Genomic DNA, 16,488 nt, shown 5'->3' with positions numbered 1-16,488 from the left:
TCAGAGCGTCTTGAGCAACGCTTCGATGTCGTCCATCGAAATCACGCTCGCCATTTCGACTTCGCCCGATGCGCTGCGCTTGACCATCGGGCCGAGGACTTTGCCGCCGAATTCGACGAACTGCGCGACGCCGATATCCTCCATCGCGGCGACGCTTTCGCGCCAGCGGACGCGGCCGGTAACCTGCTGGATCAGCAGCTCACGAATCTGATCGGCGTCGCTCACCGGGCTGGCGGTCACGTTCGCTACGACCGGCACCAAGGGCGCGGTGGGCGAGTTCGCGCCGAGCGCTTCGGCCATCGCGTCGGCGGCGGGCTGCATCAGCGGGCAGTGGAAGGGCGCCGAGACGGGGAGCAGCACGCCGCGCTTGATGCCATAATCCTTGACCAGCGCGACCGCGCGCTCGACCGCGCCCTTGTGACCCGAGATCACGACCTGCGACGGGTCGTTGTCGTTGGCGACGGTGCAAATTTCACCCTCGGCCGCGGCATCGGCGAGTTTCTGCGCGGTGTCGATGTCGGCGCCCAGCAGCGCCGCCATCGCGCCGACGCCGACGGGCACCGCCGCCTGCATCGCCTGCCCGCGCGTCTTCAAAAGCCGCGCGGTGGTCGCGAGATCGAAGGCGCCCGCGGCACAAAGCGCGCTATATTCGCCGAGGCTGTGGCCCGCGACATAATCGGCCTTGGCGGCGAGCGTCACGCCGCCCTCCTTTTCGAGCACGCGCAACGTCGCGATCGCGTTCGCCATGATCGCGGGCTGGGCGTTTTCGGTGAGGGTCAGCTGGTCCTCGGGGCCTTCGCTCATCAGCTGGAACAGCTTCTGGCCGAGCGCGTCGTCGACCTCCTGAAACACCTCGCGCGCGTGGCTCGATGCGTCGGCGAGTGCCTTGCCCATGCCGACCGACTGGCTGCCCTGACCCGGAAAGATGAATGCGCGCATGAGCCTGCCCTTTATCGTCGCCCCCGCGCAGGCGGAGGCCGCTGGAGTTTATTACCTAGCCGTCGGCGCAGAGCCGACAGCGGCCCCCGCCTGCGCGGGGGCGACGGAAAGGTTTCGCGCCTATTCCTTCACCCCGCGCGATGCAAGCCGAACGGCACGACCTTGTTATCCCCATCGTGCCCGATGTCGGCGCGCCCCAGCCAGGCGATTCCATTGCGCTCGCACCAGTAATGCGCAATCGCTTCGGCCTCGATGCCGAACGGCCGGTCATTCTCGGGAACGTCGCTGACGCGCCCCAGCCTGAGCCCCGCCAGCCCGCGCCCGGCAAGGACGCTGGTGACATGGAAAAACGCGCGATCGAAGGCGTAAAGATATTCGCTGACTTCCTCGACGAGCAGCACATGCCCCGACAGGTCGGGTTCGAGCGGGGTGCCGAGCATCATCGACAGCGTCATCAGGTTGAACGCGGCGTGGCGCGCGCCATGCTGCAACCCCGCCTCGCACGCCCCCGGATCGCGGGCGACGAGCCAGTCGAGTGCGCGCTGCACCGTCGCCTCACCGCCCTCTCGCCGGATGTCGGCGACCATCGGCCCGTGCGCGACATGGTCGAACCCCTCGCGATAAAGGCAGCCGAGCAGATTGCCCTGATCCGAAAAGCCGAGAAACGCCTTGCCGCGCGCCACTGGTTCCATCGCGGCGACGGCCGCCTCCGCGATCCGGCACGCGCCATAGCCGCCGCGCGCGAACCAGATCGCATCGATGTCGGCACGGTTCGCCATCGTCACCAGCGCGGCGAGCCGCTGCGCATCTTCGCTCGCGAAATGGCCGGCGACGGCGAAGCATTGCGGGTCGAATTCCAGCTCGACGCCGGGGTAGCCGAGGCTGACCACCGCACGCACGGCTTCGGCATCGTCGGGCAATATGGGCGTGCTGGGAGCGACGATTCCGATGCGCATAAACTGGCTGATCCCTCGATCCGTTCGCATCGAGCGAAGTCGAGATGCCCATCAGCCTTACGCCGCATCGACGGGTGTCTCGACTTCGCTCGGCACGAGCGGGAATTGCGGTGGGTGCTGGTTGCAAACCCTTCGCCAAAGCCATATCGCGCCGCCATGTCGGAAAACAAATCCTATTTCTTCTGCGGCATCGGCGGATCGGGCATGTTGCCGCTCGCGATGATTGTCGCGGCGCGCGGCGCGGCGGTTTCGGGATCGGACCGCAGCCGCGACCAGGGCCGGACGCCCGAAAAATTCGCCTGGCTCGAAGGACAGGGCATCGCCTTTTTCCCGCAGGACGGCAGCGGACCCAAGGCCGGTCAGATCCTCGTCGCTTCGGCCGCGATCGAGAGCAGCGTGCCCGATGTCGCCGCGGCGAACGCGCTCGGTCTCGCGCGGATGACGCGCGCCGAGCTCAACGCGGCGCTGTTCAACGCGGCGGACAAGGCGGTCGGCGTCGGCGGCACGAGCGGCAAGTCGACCGTCACCGGGATGATCGGCTGGATTCTCGAAAGCGCGGGGCGGGAACCGACCGTGATGAACGGCGCGGTGATGCGCAATTTCGCGAGCGCCGACATGCCGTTCGCGAGCGCGCTGGTCGGCGACGCGGCCATCTATATCAGCGAGGTCGATGAGAGCGACGGGTCAATCGCGCTTTACCGGCCCCACGTCGCGGTCGTGACCAACATCAGCCTCGATCATAAGAGCCTCGCCGAATTGCACGGCCTGTTCGGCGACTTCGCGGGCCGAGCGCGGGTCGCGGTCGTGAATGCCGACGATCCGGAATCGGCACCGCTGCTGTCGGCCGACAATGTCGTCACCTTCGGTTTCGACGATGCGGCGACGGTGCGCGGCAGCGATTTCGAGGCGCTGCCCGATGGTTGCCGCTTCGGCGTCCATGCGGGCGGCACGACCTATCAGGTGAAGCTCCGCATGCCCGGCCGCCACAATGCCGCCAATGCGCTCGCAGCGATCGCGGCGGCGCATGCTGCGGGTGCGACCGTCGCGCAGGCGGTCGAGGCGCTGGCGGATTTCGCGGGCCTCGCGCGCCGCTATGAGGTGCTCGGGCAAGCGAATGGCGTGACGGTGATCGACGATTTCGCGCATAATCCCGACAAGGTCGCCGCGACGCTGGCGGCCGTGGCGGAACTGCCGGGCCGCGCCCTGCTCTTCTTCCAGCCGCACGGCTACGGCCCGCTGCGCCAGATGGGCAAGGAGCTGGCGGCGAGCTTCGCATCGGGTATGCGCGAAGGCGATAAGCTCTATGTGTGCGACCCCGTCTATTTCGGCGGCACCGTCGACCGCAGCATCGGCAGCGAGGCGCTGGTCGCCGACATCGTCGCAGGCGGCGGCGATGCGGTCCATATGACGACGCGCGCGAACTGCGGCGCGGCGATGCTCGACGAAGCGAAGCCGGGCGACCGCATCCTGATCCTCGGCGCGCGCGACGATACGCTGACGGAGTTTGGGCGCGACCTGCTGGAAAAGCTGGGCTGATCCCCTCTCCCGCCTGCGGGAGAGGCGGCGAGACTTGCGAATTTATTCGCTCAGATCAGAAACCATTCTCGTCATTCCCGCCTGCGCGGGAATGACGAAGAGAGGGGAAGCGGCGTTTCCCTTGCTTTCTCCCCGCGAATCTGTATAGGCGCGCTCATTCGGGGCGAGGCCTTGTGCCGTTCGCCCCGTTTGCTTTGCACAATCACGCAAAGCCGGACGACAGCCGGAGGGGTTTCGCGATTGGCGCGAAATCAGCGATCGGCCAAATCGAAGGACGCAAACCATGCCGTTTTACGAGCATGTCTTTATCGCGCGTCAGGACCTGAGCCAGGCTCAGGTCGATGCGCTGGCGGAAACCGTCACCAACGTCATCGGCGAATTCAAAGGCACGGTCCACAAGACCGAGACTTGGGGCCTCAAGCAGCTCGCCTACAAGATCCAGAAGAACCGCAAGGGTCATTATGTGATGCTGTCGGCCGAAGTCACCGGCGAAGCGATCGCAGAGATCGAGCGTCAGGCTGCGATCAACGAAGACATCATCCGCTGGCTCACCATCAAGGTCGACGAACTCGAAAAGGGTCCGTCGGTGATGATGCGCAAGCAGGAACGCCGCGGCGGCCGTGGCCGTGACCGCGACGGCGAAGAATAAGGAACAGCACCATGGCACGACCCTTTTTCCGCCGCCGCAAGACCTGCCCCTTCAGCGCGAAGGACGCACCCGTCATCGATTACAAGGACGTCCGCCTGCTCCAGGGTTACCTGTCGGAGCGCGGCAAGATCGTCCCGTCGCGGATCACCGCGGTGTCCACCAAGAAGCAGCGCGAGCTGGCGAAGGCGATCAAGCGTTCGCGCCACATCGGCCTGCTCCCCTACATCGTGAAGTAAGGAGGGCGGACCGATGGAAATCATCCTGCTCGAACGTATCGAGAAACTGGGCGGTATCGGCGACGTCGTCACCGTCAAGAACGGCTTTGCCCGCAACTATCTGCTCCCGAACAACAAGGCGCTCCGTGCGAACGACGCCAACAAGAAGCTGTTCGAAGCCAACCGTTCGAAGATCGAGGCCGACAACGCCGAGCGTCGCACCGACGCCGAAGGCCGCGCCAAGGACATCGACGGCAAGCAGATCGTCCTGATCCGCCAAGCGTCGAACACCGGCCAGCTTTACGGCTCGGTCGCGGTGCGCGACATCGTCGAGGCCTTGACCGAAGACGGCGTCCAGGGCGTCACCAAGGCGATGGTCGAACTCGAACGCCCGATCAAGTCGCTCGGTCTGGTCGACGTCAAGGTCAAGCTGCACCCCGAGGTCGTCGTGACCGTCGGCGTCAACGTCGCGCGTTCGCCCGACGAAGCCGAAATGCAGAAGCAGGGCATCGACGTCATCGCCGCGATGTTCGAAGAAGAACAGGCCGAAGCCGCCGCCGCCGCGCTGGAACCCGACAGCGAGGACGAGTTCGAAGAGGCGACCCCGCCGTCGGAACTCGCCGCCGAGGAAGCTCCGGCTACGGACGAAGCCGAAGAAGCCTGAGCTTCTTCAGCGAAAGCCTTTTGAAAAGGCCGCGTTTCCGGATGGAAGCGCGGCCTTTTTCTTTTGTGCGAAGCTTGGTGGAGGATGCTGGGTTTCGGCCGGAGGCTGCCGTTCTTCTCCCCTCCCGCTTGCGGGAGGGGCTGGGGGTGGGCAGCGGCGGTGCAATGGCCCACCCCGCTGCGACTAACGAACAAAGTTCGTAAGTCTCGCTGCCCCTCCCGCAAGCGGGAGGGGAAAACAGTGCAACCCCACAACGTCCGCCCTCCACCCCAAAACCGACGTTCGCTACGGGCCCTTCCTGTCTGGTCAACTCGCCCCGCCCCTCCTATGGCGGCAAGCGATGGCCGACGATCGCTTCCAGTCCCGCTTTGCCGCCGATGCGAGCCTGTTGCCGCATATGGCCGACCTCGCGAACGACCGGATACTGGTCGCGCTGCTGGGCGAGGCCGATTATCGCGCGGCGAGCTTTCTCGATCAGCGGCTGCTCACCAATCGGATCGGGCGCGAATGGACGGGGTGGACCGCCCTGCCCGACCTCGGCCCCGCGGCGCCGCGGCCCGATTTCATCTTCCACATCGGCCATGTCGGATCGACGCTGGTATCGCGCCTGCTCGCCGAGGTGACCGGCGTGTTGCCGCTGCGCGAACCGATGCTGCTGCGCACGCTCGCGCAGGTCGCCGAGCGGATCGAGCGACCGGAATCGCTCTGGTCGCCCGAACTTTACCGCGCCCGCCTCGCGCAGGCGGTCGGCTGGCTTGGTCGCGGCTTCGCCCCCGGCCAGCGCGCGATGGTCAAGGCGTCGAGCGTGATTACCGCCATCGCCGACGATCTGACGGGTCCGGATGGCCGCGCGCTGTTCCTCACCGTCCCCCTGCCCCGCTATATCGAAACGATCCTCGCGGGCGAGGCGTCGATGGCCGAAACGCAAACACAGGCCTCCGCACGCATGGCGCGGCTCGCGAGGCTACTTCCCGATTTCCCCCACGCGCTGTGGCAACTGCCGCCGGTCACGCGCGTCGCGATGAGCTGGCTTTGCGAAATGGCGAGCGCCCAGCGCGCGCTCCCACCGGGCGATCCGCGCTATCTGTGGGTCGATTTCGAGGCGATGCTGGCAGATCCCGCCGCCGCACTCGCGGCGCAAGCGACGCATTTCGGCTTGCCCGTCGACGGAGCCCGCATCCACGCCGCGCTCGCCGGGCCGATCATGCGGCAATATTCCAAGGCGCCCGAGCATGGCTATAGCCCCGATCTGCGCCGCGAATTGCAGGCGCAGGCGGCGGCCGATCACGCGCCCGCGATCGCCGAAGCGATCGCATGGGTTGAAGCGATCGCCGCGCGCTATAAAAGCCTTGGCGACCTGCCGATCCACGGCGACCAGGAAGTCCGATGTTCAAGCTAGTCCAGTTGCTCGACGACAATGCGGTCCGCGTGCTGCGCGAGATCGCCGCCGGCGGAAAGTTCGTCGACGGCAAGATCAGCAACCCGCATTCGAAGGTGAAGAACAATCTGCAGCTTCACGACGCGGGCGCTTATGAACGCTCGTCGAAAATATTGCTCGATGCGATGGTGCAGAATGCCGATTTCATGGAATTCTCCTTTCCGGCGCGCATCGCGCCGCCGCTGCTGACGCGATACACGCCGGGAATGAATTACGGCCTACACCCCGACGCGGCCTATATTCCGCTGCCCGACGGCCAGCTGCGCACCGACGTCAGTTGCACCGTCTTTCTGAACGATCCCGCCGATTACGACGGCGGCGCGCTGCATGTGCAGCTGGGCAGCGCCGACCTGCGCTTCAAGGAAGCACCGGGGATCGCGGTCGTCTATCCCTCGCACACGCTGCACGAGGTCGAGCCGGTGACGCGCGGCGAACGCCTCGTCGCGATCACCTTCATCCAGAGCCTGATCCCCGACGTCCAGCACCGCGGCCTGATGTACGAACTCAACGAGGTGGCGGCGCTGGAAGGAGCCAAGATGGAACCCGCGAATTTCACGCGGCTTCAGGCCGTTCAGTATCAGCTGCTCAGGATGTGGCGGCGCTAACGGTTCGTCACCCCCGCGCAGGCGGGGGCCGTTGGAAAGGTAGCGCAAGACCGACCGCGGTCCCCGCCTCCGCGGGGACGACGATTTTCAATAGCCCATCAGGCTCAGCACTTCCTTGCGGCTGCGTTCGTCGTCGAGGAAGCAGCCGAGCAGGCGGCTCGTCACCATGCCGACGCCCGGCGTGCGCACGCCGCGCCCGGTCATGCAGCCATGCTGCGCGTCGATCACCACCGCGACGCCGTGCGGGTGCAGATTGTCCCAGATACAGCGCGCGACTTCCGCGGTCAGCCGTTCCTGCACCTGCAGCCGCCGCGCATAACCATTGAGTACGCGCGCAAGCTTGGAAATGCCGACGACGCGGTCGCGCGGCAGATAGGCGATCGCCGCCTTGCCGATGATCGGTGCCATATGATGTTCGCAATGCGACTGGAACGGGATGTCGCGCAGCAGCACGATCTCGTCATAGCCGCCGACTTCCTCGAAGGTACGCGAGAGGTGGACCGAGGGGTCCTCCCCATAGCCCTGACAATATTCCTTCCACGCGCGCGCGACGCGGCGCGGCGTGTCGAGCAGGCCCTCGCGCGCCGGATCGTCGCCCGCCCACTCGATGAGCGTGCGGACGGCAGCCGCGACATGGTCGGGCACCACCACCTTGCCATCCGGCCCCAACTCGACTTTGTCGCTCATCGCCTCGCTTTCACTGTTGCCATCATGTCGCACATTTCGACGTCCCGGTACCGATAAGCAAGGGCCGGGCGAAAAGAAATTGTCCTCCCTCGTCAACTTTACGTTGCGGAATCTTGACTTTTTCTCTTTCCCGAGAGGCGCGGTTTCGCGTCCTTTTTTGGGCTTAACAAGTGACTTGACGCTTTCGTCAACTCGGCGCACCTTCCTTGCCATACAGAACTCGCTCAAGCGGGTCGTATTCCGGAGAGGCCGTGCGTGTTCCCCGACGCCGGCGGGAGAGGACGATGACCAGCACAGCTGGCGAGTGGGATACAGATGGGTGGCTGGCCGTTCCGGCCCGGCGCCCTTTGCCACGCCCGGTCATATCCCCTCCTCTTACCACAATCTGAAAGTTGGGCGGCCCCGCACTGCGCGGGGTTGAAAAAGGGAGGCTGTTTAGATGAAGTTCAAGGCACTGATCGGAACCTCGATCCTCGCGATGACGGTGGCGACGCCGGCATATGCGCAGGACGCGGCGGATGAAGTCGAACGCGATGCTTTCGGCGGCGAAATCGTCGTCACGGCGCAGCGCCAGTCGGAACGGCTGCAGGACGTGCCGATCGCGGTCAGCGCCTTTTCGACCGAGGCATTGGAAGCGCAGCAGATCAAGACCCCGTCGGATCTTCAACTGACCCTGCCCAACGTCACCTTCACCAAGACCAACTTCACCGGCGCGAGCTTCACGATCCGCGGCATCGGCGACCTTTGCGTCGGCACGACCTGCGACAGCGCGACCGCGATTCACCTGAACGGCGACCCGCTGTTTTCGACCCGCCTGTTCGAAACCGAATTCTTCGACCTCGAACGCGTCGAAGTGCTGCGCGGGCCGCAGGGCACTTTGTTCGGCCGCAATGCGACCTCGGGCGTGGTCAATGTGATCACCGCCAAGCCGAAACTTGGCCGGTTCGAAGCCGCCGCCGAGGCCGAATATGGCAATTATGATTCGATCAAGGGCAAGGCGATGGTCAACATCCCCCTTGGCGACTCCGCGGGCATCCGCGTTGCGGGCATCTACCTCAACCGCGACGGCTATACGAAGAACGAGTTTCTCGACACGCGCATCGACGACCGCGATCTTTATTCGGTCCGCGGCTCGCTGCGCTGGGAGCCGACGCCGGACACGACGATCGACTTGATGGCGTCCTATTTCCGCGAAAAGGACAAGCGCACGCGCATTCAGAAACAGCTGTGCCAGCGCGACCCGACCGGCATCCTCGGCTGTCTGAACGGCCGTCTCGACAACGAACCCTTCAACGGCAACGCGACTTTCACCGCAGCCCTGACCTCGCGCGAATTCCTCGCCATTCGCGGCATTCCGCAGGGATTCGCGCTTGGCAGCGTCTATGGCCCCGACGTCTATGCCAATACGTCGATCCCGTCCGATCCGCGGACGGTGAACACGGCCTATACGCCGAGCTATTTCACCAGCGAACTGACGCTGCAAGGTCAGATCGAGCATAATTTCGGTCCGGTTTCGCTCCAGGTTTCGGGCCAGTATCAGAAGGTCAAGCTCGACGCGTCGCAGGACTATAACAGCAATGTCGGCGACCGGTCGCTCTATGCGACCGGCCTCAACACGCTCGCCTTCTTCGCGGCAAATCCCATTCCGCTGGGAGTGGATGCCGGCGGCAATCCGATCCTGTCGAATACCTATTTCGGGCCGGTAGCCGCGGCGATCATTCCCGACGGACCGGATGGTCAGCTCTGCACGTCGCTTGCCGAGGAAAGCGGCTATGGCAGCTTTGGCGGCAATAAGATCTGTAGCGACCAGTCGCTGCAGTTCGACCGGTCGAACCAGTATAACAGCAGCTGGTCGGTCGAAGGCATCTTGTCGAGCGACCTCGACGGGCCGTTCAACTTCCTCGTCGGCGGCATCTATGCGGATTATCACCTGACCGAGAACAGCTATTATGTGAACGCCTTTCCGATCGATTATCTGACCGGCGTGCTGGGCGCCTTTACCGCGGCGACCAACCGCGTGCCCGACCCGGACAATCCGGGGCAGACGATCGCCGCGCCGCTGCCGCCCTCGTTCCTTGCGACGCCCTTCTTCCGCAACAATACCGACGATCTGAAGATCAGGTCATACGGCCTGTTCGGCGAGGCCTATTTCGAGTTCAGCGATCGCGTCAAACTGACCGCCGGCCTGCGTTACAACAACGACAGGAAGAGCGTCAGGGCGCGTTCGACGCTGGCGAGTTTCCTGGCTCCGCATGGCGGAACGGGCAGCGCGTTCGATTCGCCGTTCGTGGGCTCGTTCGACGCCGATCCCGGCACGCCCGGCAATCAGATCGTCCAGGAACGGACGGTGAAGTTCAACAAGCTGACCGGCCGCGCGGTGCTCGACTTCAAGATCACCGACGACAATCTGCTCTATGCTTCCTATTCGCGCGGCTATAAATCGGGCGGCATCAACCCCCCGCTGCAGCCGATCTTCGAAGTGCCCGAAAGCTTCAAGCCCGAACAGGTCGATGCGTTCGAAATCGGGTCGAAGAACACCTTCGGCAACGGCGCGCTCCAGCTGAATCTGACGGCCTTCTATTATAAATATAAGGACCTGCAGCTCAGCAAGATCGTCGCCCGCACCGCGGTCAACGACAATGTCAGCGCCGACATCTACGGCTTCGAAGCCGAAGCGATCGTCCGGCCCGACCCGGCTGTCGTCGTCAACCTGGGCTTCAGCTACCTGCACAGCAAGGTCACCGAAGACAAGTTCACGAGCAACCCGCGCGACTTCGGCGGCGGCCGGGCCGATGCGGTGATCATCAAAGACCTGTCCAACGGCGCGAACTGCGCCGTCGCGCCGGGTACGCCGGGCAATGCCGCAGGCAGCAATGGCTTCGTGAACGCGGTCAATGGCGGCCTCAACGCCGCGACCGGCGCGGGCCTGCAGCCGACCACCGCCTTCCCCGCCGGCGGAGGCATTGCTTCTACCGGCGCCTTCGGCATCTGCTCGGTCCTGGCGGAAGCAGCGGTCGATGTGAATACAGGCGATCCCACGCCGACCGCCCTGCTCTTCGACCCGAATGGGATTCAAGTCCTTTCGGCCGGCGTTCCGGTGAACATCAAGGGCAACCAGTTGCCGCAAGCGCCGAACTACAAGTTTAGCGCGGGTGTGCAATATACGGCGCGGCTGGGCGGCGGCGACATGACGCTCGTCCCCCGCTTCGACCTCGCCTATACCGGCGAAAGCTATGGCAGCATCTTCAACGGCAATGTGAACCGGATCAAGGGCTATGCCCAGGTCAACGCCCAGCTGCAGCTGAACGGGCCCGACGACAAATGGTATGTGAAGGGGTTCATCCAGAATATCTTCGACGCCAACAGCGTCACCGGCCTCTACATCACCGACCAGTCGTCGGGGAACTACACCAATATCTTCACCCTCGAACCGCGCCGCTACGGCATCGCGGCGGGGGTGCGCTTCTGACGACCGACCGGCGGTAACGCCAAACAAATGCCCCGGCCTCTCGAACGAGAGGCCGGGGTTTCTTTTTTGATCGGCCGCCGACAAAAAAGAAAAGGGGCCGGGCCATCATGCGATGGCCCGGCCCCTTTTTTGCCGATCGCGCGGATGGCCGTCGGATCAGAACTTCGCGCGCAGCTTCACCCCATAGAGCCGCGGCGGTGCCGGATAGACGGCGAAGCTCGCGCTTTGTTCGGGGATCGGGAAGGCGGTGATATTGTAATATTTATTGAACAGATTTTCGACGTAGAATTCGACCGCATAATTCTGGTCGGGTCCGAAATTCAGCCCCGCCCGCGCATTGACGATCGTATAGCCGTCGTTGGTCGTGAACGGCACCGCGACCGGATCGTTCATCGTGTTCGCGTCGCTGTTCATCCGCCAGTCGACATGCAGCAGGCCGCCGACATTGCTGCTGAACTGCGGCGTCCAGGTGACCGCGCCGGTGACCACATGCTTGGGCGAATTGGTGAGCGGCAGGCCGTTGTCGTCGCCGGCGACCGGATCCTTCACTTCGGTATCGACATAGGAATAGCCGAGCACGATGTTGAGGTTCGGTGCCGGGCGGATGACCGATTCGAGCTCGACGCCCTTCGCCACGACCTTGTCGAAATTCTGGACGACGAAGTTGTTCCCCTCGAACGCCAGGTTCTGATAGCCCTTGAGTTCGGTGTAGAATGCGTTGGCGTTGAACTGGAACGCCGCGCTGAGGTCGGTCTTCACGCCGAATTCGAACGAATCGACATCCTCGTTGCCGAACTCGAGGTCGGACGCCTGCGCGCCATTGCCGCCGAGGAAGGCCGTGTCGAACGAACCGCGGTCGAGGTTATAGCCGCCCGATTTATAGCCGCGGTCATAACCGCCATAGACCATCACGCGATCGTCGAGCTTGACCGACAGCTTTGCGGTCCCCGTCAGCTTGCTCTCGCTGCGCTTGTCGCGATAGATGCCGTTGAACTCGGGATTGACCACGGGGTTGCAGACAAGGTTGAAGATCGCGTCGCCAAGCCCCGACGGCAAGCCCTGAAGCGCCTGGCGATAGAGGCCGTAACGGTCGCTTTGCAGCGTCGCGCAGCCCGGCAGGTTCGACTGCAGGTCGGCGTTCAGTTTCTTCGATTCATGATTGTAGCGCAGACCGAGGGTCAGCGAGACATTGTCGTTGAAGTCGATGATATTGTGCGTGAACAACGCGAAGGCTTCGGTGTTGACGCGGTAGGCGTCGCCGATCTGGCCCTGCCCCGCCTGCGGCGCGGGCAGCGGCGTCAGGAAGGTATCGAGCACGCCCGCCTGCGCCGCCGCGGCCGCAAGCTGCGGATTCGAAGCCAGCAGCACCTGACCCACCAGCGGCGAATTGGGGATCGACTGGAAAATCTGGAAACCGGTCGGTCCGGGCACCGCCGAATCGGTCAGCGCGTTGATGAATGCGTCGACATATTGCGCGCCCTGCGTCCCGAAGCGGGTGCGTTCGGTATATTTCAGTTTTTCGTTGAGGTAGAAACCGCCGATCAGCCAGTCGACATGATCGTCGAAGGCCGTCCCTTTGAGGCGGATTTCCTGCGTGAAATCGCGCATGTTGATCGGCATGTTTTCGCGGTAGGCGCGATCGATGCCGGAGAAGTCGACGTCCATGCCGCGGATCGCCTTCCAGTCGCGATAGGCGGTGATCGAGGTCAGTTCGACGCCGCCCAGATCCCAGTCGAGCTGGCCCGACACGCCCCATTCGCGCATCTTTTCGGTGAGGTCGCGATCGGGCGAATAAGCGACCTCGCGATCCTTGGGACTATAAGGAGTCACGATGCCGGTCAGGCCATTGGCCGCGGCCAGCCCCTGAATCACCGCGCTTGCGGCAAAGGCCGGCGTGCCCGGCTGCGCGAAGCCCGAATTGGTGTTGAGCGCGCCGCAGCACTGCTCATTGGTCTTGGCATAGTCGGCGATCAGGCGGAACGACACGTCGTCCTTTTCGAACAAAGCCTGTCCGCGCACCGACCAGCGGTCGAGATCGTTGAAACGGCGGTCGCTGTTGACATCTTTGATATAGCCGTCGCGCTTGTGGTAGCCGCCGTCGAGGCGCACGGCGAGCGTTTCGGAAACCGGTCCGGTCACGCCGGCCTTCAGCTCGATTTCGTCCAGATTGCCATAGCTTGCCTCGGCATAGCCGCCGAGGTTGAAGCTTGGCTTTTGCGTCACGATGTTGAGCGCGCCCGCCGACGTGTTGCGGCCGAACAAGGTGCCCTGCGGTCCGCGCAGCACCTCAACGCGGTCGATCGGCGGCAGGTCGGCAAGGGCAAGGCCCGCCCGCGCGCGGAAAACGCCGTCGACGAACACGCCGACCGACGGCTCGAAACCGGGGTTGTCGCCCGCCGTGCCGATGCCGCGGATGCGAAGCACCACGCCGGTTGCCGACGACTGGCCGGTCGTGGCCTGGAAGCTCGGCGCGATCTGGCGAAGGCCGCGAATGTCGCTGATCCCCGAATTTTCGAGCTGCTCGCCGCCGACAACATTAACCGCGATCGGAATGTCCTGCGAACGCTGCGCACGCCCCGTCGCGGTGACGATGATGTCGTTGCCGTAATCGGTGTCGTCGGTCGCGACCGCCGTGTCATCGGCGGGGGCGGCGTCCTGAGCGAAGGCGATGGCGGGGGTGGCGGCGGCGCATAGCATCGTGCCGCCCAACAAAATGTTGCGCAAAATCATGACAGATCCTCTCTCCAACCGCCGCAGGCGCAGCCAAAGGCTTGTCGGGAGATGCCCGGCGGTGAACGGCTGGTCTAACGCACCGCCCCGCTGCGTCAACGCGCGCAGGCGCGCGCGACCGGCTTTTCCGTTCATTAGTGGCACAAAAGCAACAGTTTACGCTACGGAAGGCGTAACCCGATTGTCACAAATAATGCCGGACAACCATAGAGGAAAGGTGGTGCCTGGGGACGGGATCGAACCGCCGACACTGCGATTTTCAGTCGCATGCTCTACCAACTGAGCTACCCAGGCGAAGCCTTGCGGCCGGTCGGCCGCGCTGGCGAGCGGCGGCTATAGGCAGGGCTTTGCGTCCTGTCCAGCATCTTTCTTTGCGATCATCCCTCGTCGAAACGATCGTCGTCGGCGGTGCCGTCGGGCGCCTGATCGACCGGCACGCGATAGTCCTCGCCGAACCAGTTGAGGAGGTCGCGGTCGCGGCAGCCGCGGCCGCAAAAGGGCTTATACTCGGGGTCGCGCGGCTTGCCGCAGAGCGGGCAGCGCGGGGGTTTACTGGGCATGGCCGGCTCCTTTGGCGGCCGGGTCCGCGATCAGGCGGACCGCACGGCCGGTGCGATTCTGCAATGTCTCGATCCAATGCGCATGCGCCGCGATCCGATCGACCACCGCGCCGCGCGCGGTCAGCGTCAAATCGCCCGTCCCGACCGCGCGTTCGGCCTGGCGCAGCAGCAGCGCGGCGTCGGTCGCGACCGGGTCGAGCCGGACCTGCTCGATCAGCGAGGGCCGCTCGCGGCGGCGGACGATCTGCATGAAGCCGAAGCCGTTGACCGCGGTGCGCTCGAACGCCCCGGTCAGCGCCGCATCGACCGCGGCGTCGATCGCCTGCCGCCCAGCGCGATCGGGCACCGAGGGAAAGTCGATCCCGATCGACCCGCCGGTGTCGCAGCGTCGGATCAGCGCCACCGCCTCGCGGGCGCCCGCCAATGCCAGCGCCAGCGCGTCCCCCTCCCCGTCGATGTCGATCAGCAGCATCGCGGGGGTCGCATCGACCCACAGCGCGCCGCCCTCAAAGGGCCAGTGCCCGGTGCGGACATGGTCGATCAGTTCGGACCAGCCCGCCTGTTCGAGCCGGTCGGGCCCCGCCGGTTGCAGTTCGGTAACAGCGATACCCGTCGTCGCGATACGCGACCGCAGGTCGGGCCCATCACCGACCTGCGCGTCCGCCTCCGCCATCCGCGCCCTTGCGGGCTTGTCGCGGCCGCGCTCGCGCAGCGCCATGCGGGTGATTTCGACTATCAGCCGCGCTCCGGTCGAGGTCGACGGCGACAGGCCGGTCAGCGTCGCTTGCGGCGCCCCCGGCCAGTCGAGCGCGACCAGCGCGCCCTTGCCGCCCTTGCCCGCCTCGACCAGCTTCGCTTCGACGATTGCGCCGAGGCGCGGGCCCTCGCCTTCGCGCTCGATCCGCGCCTCGACGATTGCGCCATCCTCGATCAGCGCCGCGCGCGTTTCGCCGATTCCGGCTTCGTAGAGCCACTCAGCCAAGCGGGATTCCCGCGCTCGTCAACAGCGCGCGCGTTTCGAACAGCGGCAGACCGACGACGTTCGAATGGCTGCCCGAAAGGAAGCGCACGAAGGTTTCGGCGCGCCCCTGGATCGCATAGCCGCCCGCCTTGCCCATCCCCTCGCCGCATTCGACATAAAGGTCGATCTCGGCGGCGCTCAGCGCCTTGAAGGCGACGATCGTATCGACGACGCGGACGCGCGGACGATCATCGGTGCCGACGACGCAGACGCCCGACCAGACATGGTGGCGCCGCCCCGACAACAGGGCGAGCATCCGGCGCAGGTCGGCTTCGTCGGCCGGTTTTTCTAGGATGCGGCGCCCGACCGCCACGGTCGTGTCGCCCGCGAGGACGACTTCGTCCGGCGCTCGCTCGACCGCGAGCGCCTTGCCCCGCGCGAGCCGCGCGACATAGTCACGCGGAAGCTCGCCCTTCAGCGGCGTCTCGTCGATTTGGGGGGCCGCGACACGCGCGGGCGCGAGGCCGATCCGCGCCAGCAATTCGCGCCGGCGCGGCGAGGTCGAAGCCAATACCAGCGCGGGAATGGTCGCTGCGCCGCTCACTTGAAGCGATAGGTGATCCGACCCTTGGTCAGGTCATAGGGGGTGAGTTCGACGAGCACCTCGTCGCCCACGAGAACGCGAATGCGGTTCTTGCGCATCTTGCCGGCCGTGTGGCCCAGAATCTCGTGATCATTTTCCAGTTTGACGCGAAACATCGCGTTGGGCAGCAGTTCGACCACTTGGCCGCGCATTTCCAGAAGTTCTTCTTTCGCCATCAATCCTCTATGGGCTCGAAATATCGGGATGCGCGCCCATAACCGCAATTTGCGGCAATTGAAAGCAATCTGTCATGGAGACGATTTGAGGGCATCTCTCTAGAATATTCGCGCAGAGGCGCAGAGATCGCAGAGAGAATATGAGAAAAGGCGGCAAAGCCGCCATTTTTCATCTTTTGCCGTTCCGTAGCTCCGCGTGAATCGAAATCTCTGCGCTCTTTGCGTCGCTGCGCGAATATCATCTTCTCCGTGCTTCCGCG

15 protein-coding genes and 1 tRNA gene are annotated in these 16,488 nt (G+C 64.6%); 7 read left to right on the top strand and 9 right to left on the bottom strand.

The features are described from left to right. A complete protein-coding gene (gene fabD / locus QZL87_RS04280; RefSeq protein ID WP_295324123.1) occupies positions 1–939 on the bottom strand; it encodes an ACP S-malonyltransferase in 939 nt (312 codons plus the stop codon). A gap of 128 nt (positions 940–1,067) precedes the next feature. After that, positions 1,068–1,895 (bottom strand): LD-carboxypeptidase, encoded by an 828-nt coding sequence (locus tag QZL87_RS04275; RefSeq protein WP_295324120.1) that lies wholly within the window; start codon positions 1,893–1,895, stop codon positions 1,068–1,070. Positions 1,896–2,051: 156 nt separating this feature from the next. Here QZL87_RS04275 and QZL87_RS04270 point away from each other — a divergent pair, with 156 nt between their 5' ends. The 6 genes from QZL87_RS04270 (at position 2,052) to QZL87_RS04245 (ending at position 7,002) form a co-directional block, all read left to right on the top strand. Then, complete coding sequence (locus QZL87_RS04270) at positions 2,052–3,431, top strand: Mur ligase family protein (RefSeq protein WP_295324118.1); 1,380 nt, start codon at positions 2,052–2,054, stop codon at positions 3,429–3,431. Positions 3,432–3,714: 283 nt separating this feature from the next. Further along, positions 3,715–4,080 (top strand): 30S ribosomal protein S6, encoded by a 366-nt coding sequence (gene rpsF / locus QZL87_RS04265; RefSeq protein WP_294029015.1) that lies wholly within the window; start codon positions 3,715–3,717, stop codon positions 4,078–4,080. 11 nt (positions 4,081–4,091) lie between these two features. Then, positions 4,092–4,316, top strand: coding sequence for a 30S ribosomal protein S18 (gene rpsR, locus QZL87_RS04260; RefSeq protein WP_037554562.1), 225 nt, complete (start codon positions 4,092–4,094; stop codon positions 4,314–4,316). Positions 4,317–4,329: 13 nt separating this feature from the next. After that, positions 4,330–4,959, top strand: a complete 630-nt coding sequence (rplI, locus tag QZL87_RS04255; RefSeq protein WP_295324113.1) for a 50S ribosomal protein L9 — start codon at positions 4,330–4,332, stop codon at positions 4,957–4,959. 340 nt (positions 4,960–5,299) lie between these two features. Further along, the gene (locus QZL87_RS04250; protein WP_295324110.1) at positions 5,300–6,358 is read left to right on the top strand and encodes a hypothetical protein; all 1,059 of its coding nucleotides are present in this window, start codon (positions 5,300–5,302) and stop codon (positions 6,356–6,358) included. Continuing rightward, positions 6,346–7,002, top strand: a complete 657-nt coding sequence (locus tag QZL87_RS04245; RefSeq protein ID WP_295324107.1) for a Fe2+-dependent dioxygenase — start codon at positions 6,346–6,348, stop codon at positions 7,000–7,002. Before QZL87_RS04250 ends, QZL87_RS04245 begins: the two co-directional genes overlap by 13 nt. 87 nt (positions 7,003–7,089) lie before the next feature. On the opposite strand, the gene folE is transcribed toward QZL87_RS04245, so the two are convergent. Then, entirely contained in the window at positions 7,090–7,689 is a 600-nt protein-coding gene (gene folE / locus QZL87_RS04240) for a GTP cyclohydrolase I FolE (protein ID WP_295324104.1), read from the bottom strand. A 439-nt stretch (positions 7,690–8,128) separates the two neighbouring features. On the opposite strand from folE, the gene QZL87_RS04235 reads away from it, so the two are divergent. Then, on the top strand, positions 8,129–11,158 hold the full coding sequence (locus tag QZL87_RS04235; RefSeq protein WP_295324101.1) for a TonB-dependent receptor: 3,030 nt from the start codon (positions 8,129–8,131) through the stop codon (positions 11,156–11,158). Between the two features lie 156 nt (positions 11,159–11,314). Here the strand turns inward: QZL87_RS04235 and QZL87_RS04230 are convergent, their stop codons facing one another. From QZL87_RS04230 to infA, 6 genes are all read right to left on the bottom strand, one after another. After that, positions 11,315–13,888: a TonB-dependent receptor gene (locus QZL87_RS04230; protein WP_295324099.1), complete on the bottom strand. Its 2,574-nt coding sequence runs from the start codon at positions 13,886–13,888 to the stop codon at positions 11,315–11,317. Positions 13,889–14,106: 218 nt separating this feature from the next. Beyond that, a tRNA-Phe gene (locus QZL87_RS04225) sits at positions 14,107–14,182 on the bottom strand. An 83-nt stretch (positions 14,183–14,265) separates the two neighbouring features. Further along, positions 14,266–14,448, bottom strand: coding sequence for a DNA gyrase inhibitor YacG (gene yacG / locus QZL87_RS04220; RefSeq protein ID WP_295324096.1), 183 nt, complete (start codon positions 14,446–14,448; stop codon positions 14,266–14,268). Continuing rightward, a complete protein-coding gene (locus QZL87_RS04215) occupies positions 14,438–15,430 on the bottom strand; it encodes a ribonuclease (protein WP_295324093.1) in 993 nt (330 codons plus the stop codon). Before QZL87_RS04215 ends, yacG begins: the two co-directional genes overlap by 11 nt. Then, entirely contained in the window at positions 15,423–16,013 is a 591-nt protein-coding gene (locus QZL87_RS04210; protein WP_295324090.1) for a Maf family protein, read from the bottom strand. Before QZL87_RS04210 ends, QZL87_RS04215 begins: the two co-directional genes overlap by 8 nt. Then, on the bottom strand, positions 16,010–16,228 hold the full coding sequence (gene infA, locus QZL87_RS04205; RefSeq protein ID WP_010162480.1) for a translation initiation factor IF-1: 219 nt from the start codon (positions 16,226–16,228) through the stop codon (positions 16,010–16,012). Before infA ends, QZL87_RS04210 begins: the two co-directional genes overlap by 4 nt. Positions 16,229–16,488 lie beyond the last annotated feature (260 nt).

Origin of the sequence: uncultured Sphingopyxis sp., assembly GCF_900078365.1 — a bacterium.
Classification (GTDB): domain Bacteria; phylum Pseudomonadota; class Alphaproteobacteria; order Sphingomonadales; family Sphingomonadaceae; genus Sphingopyxis.
The sequence above is the reverse complement of the archived record's forward strand: the minus strand, read 5'-3'. Positions and strand labels throughout refer to the sequence as shown.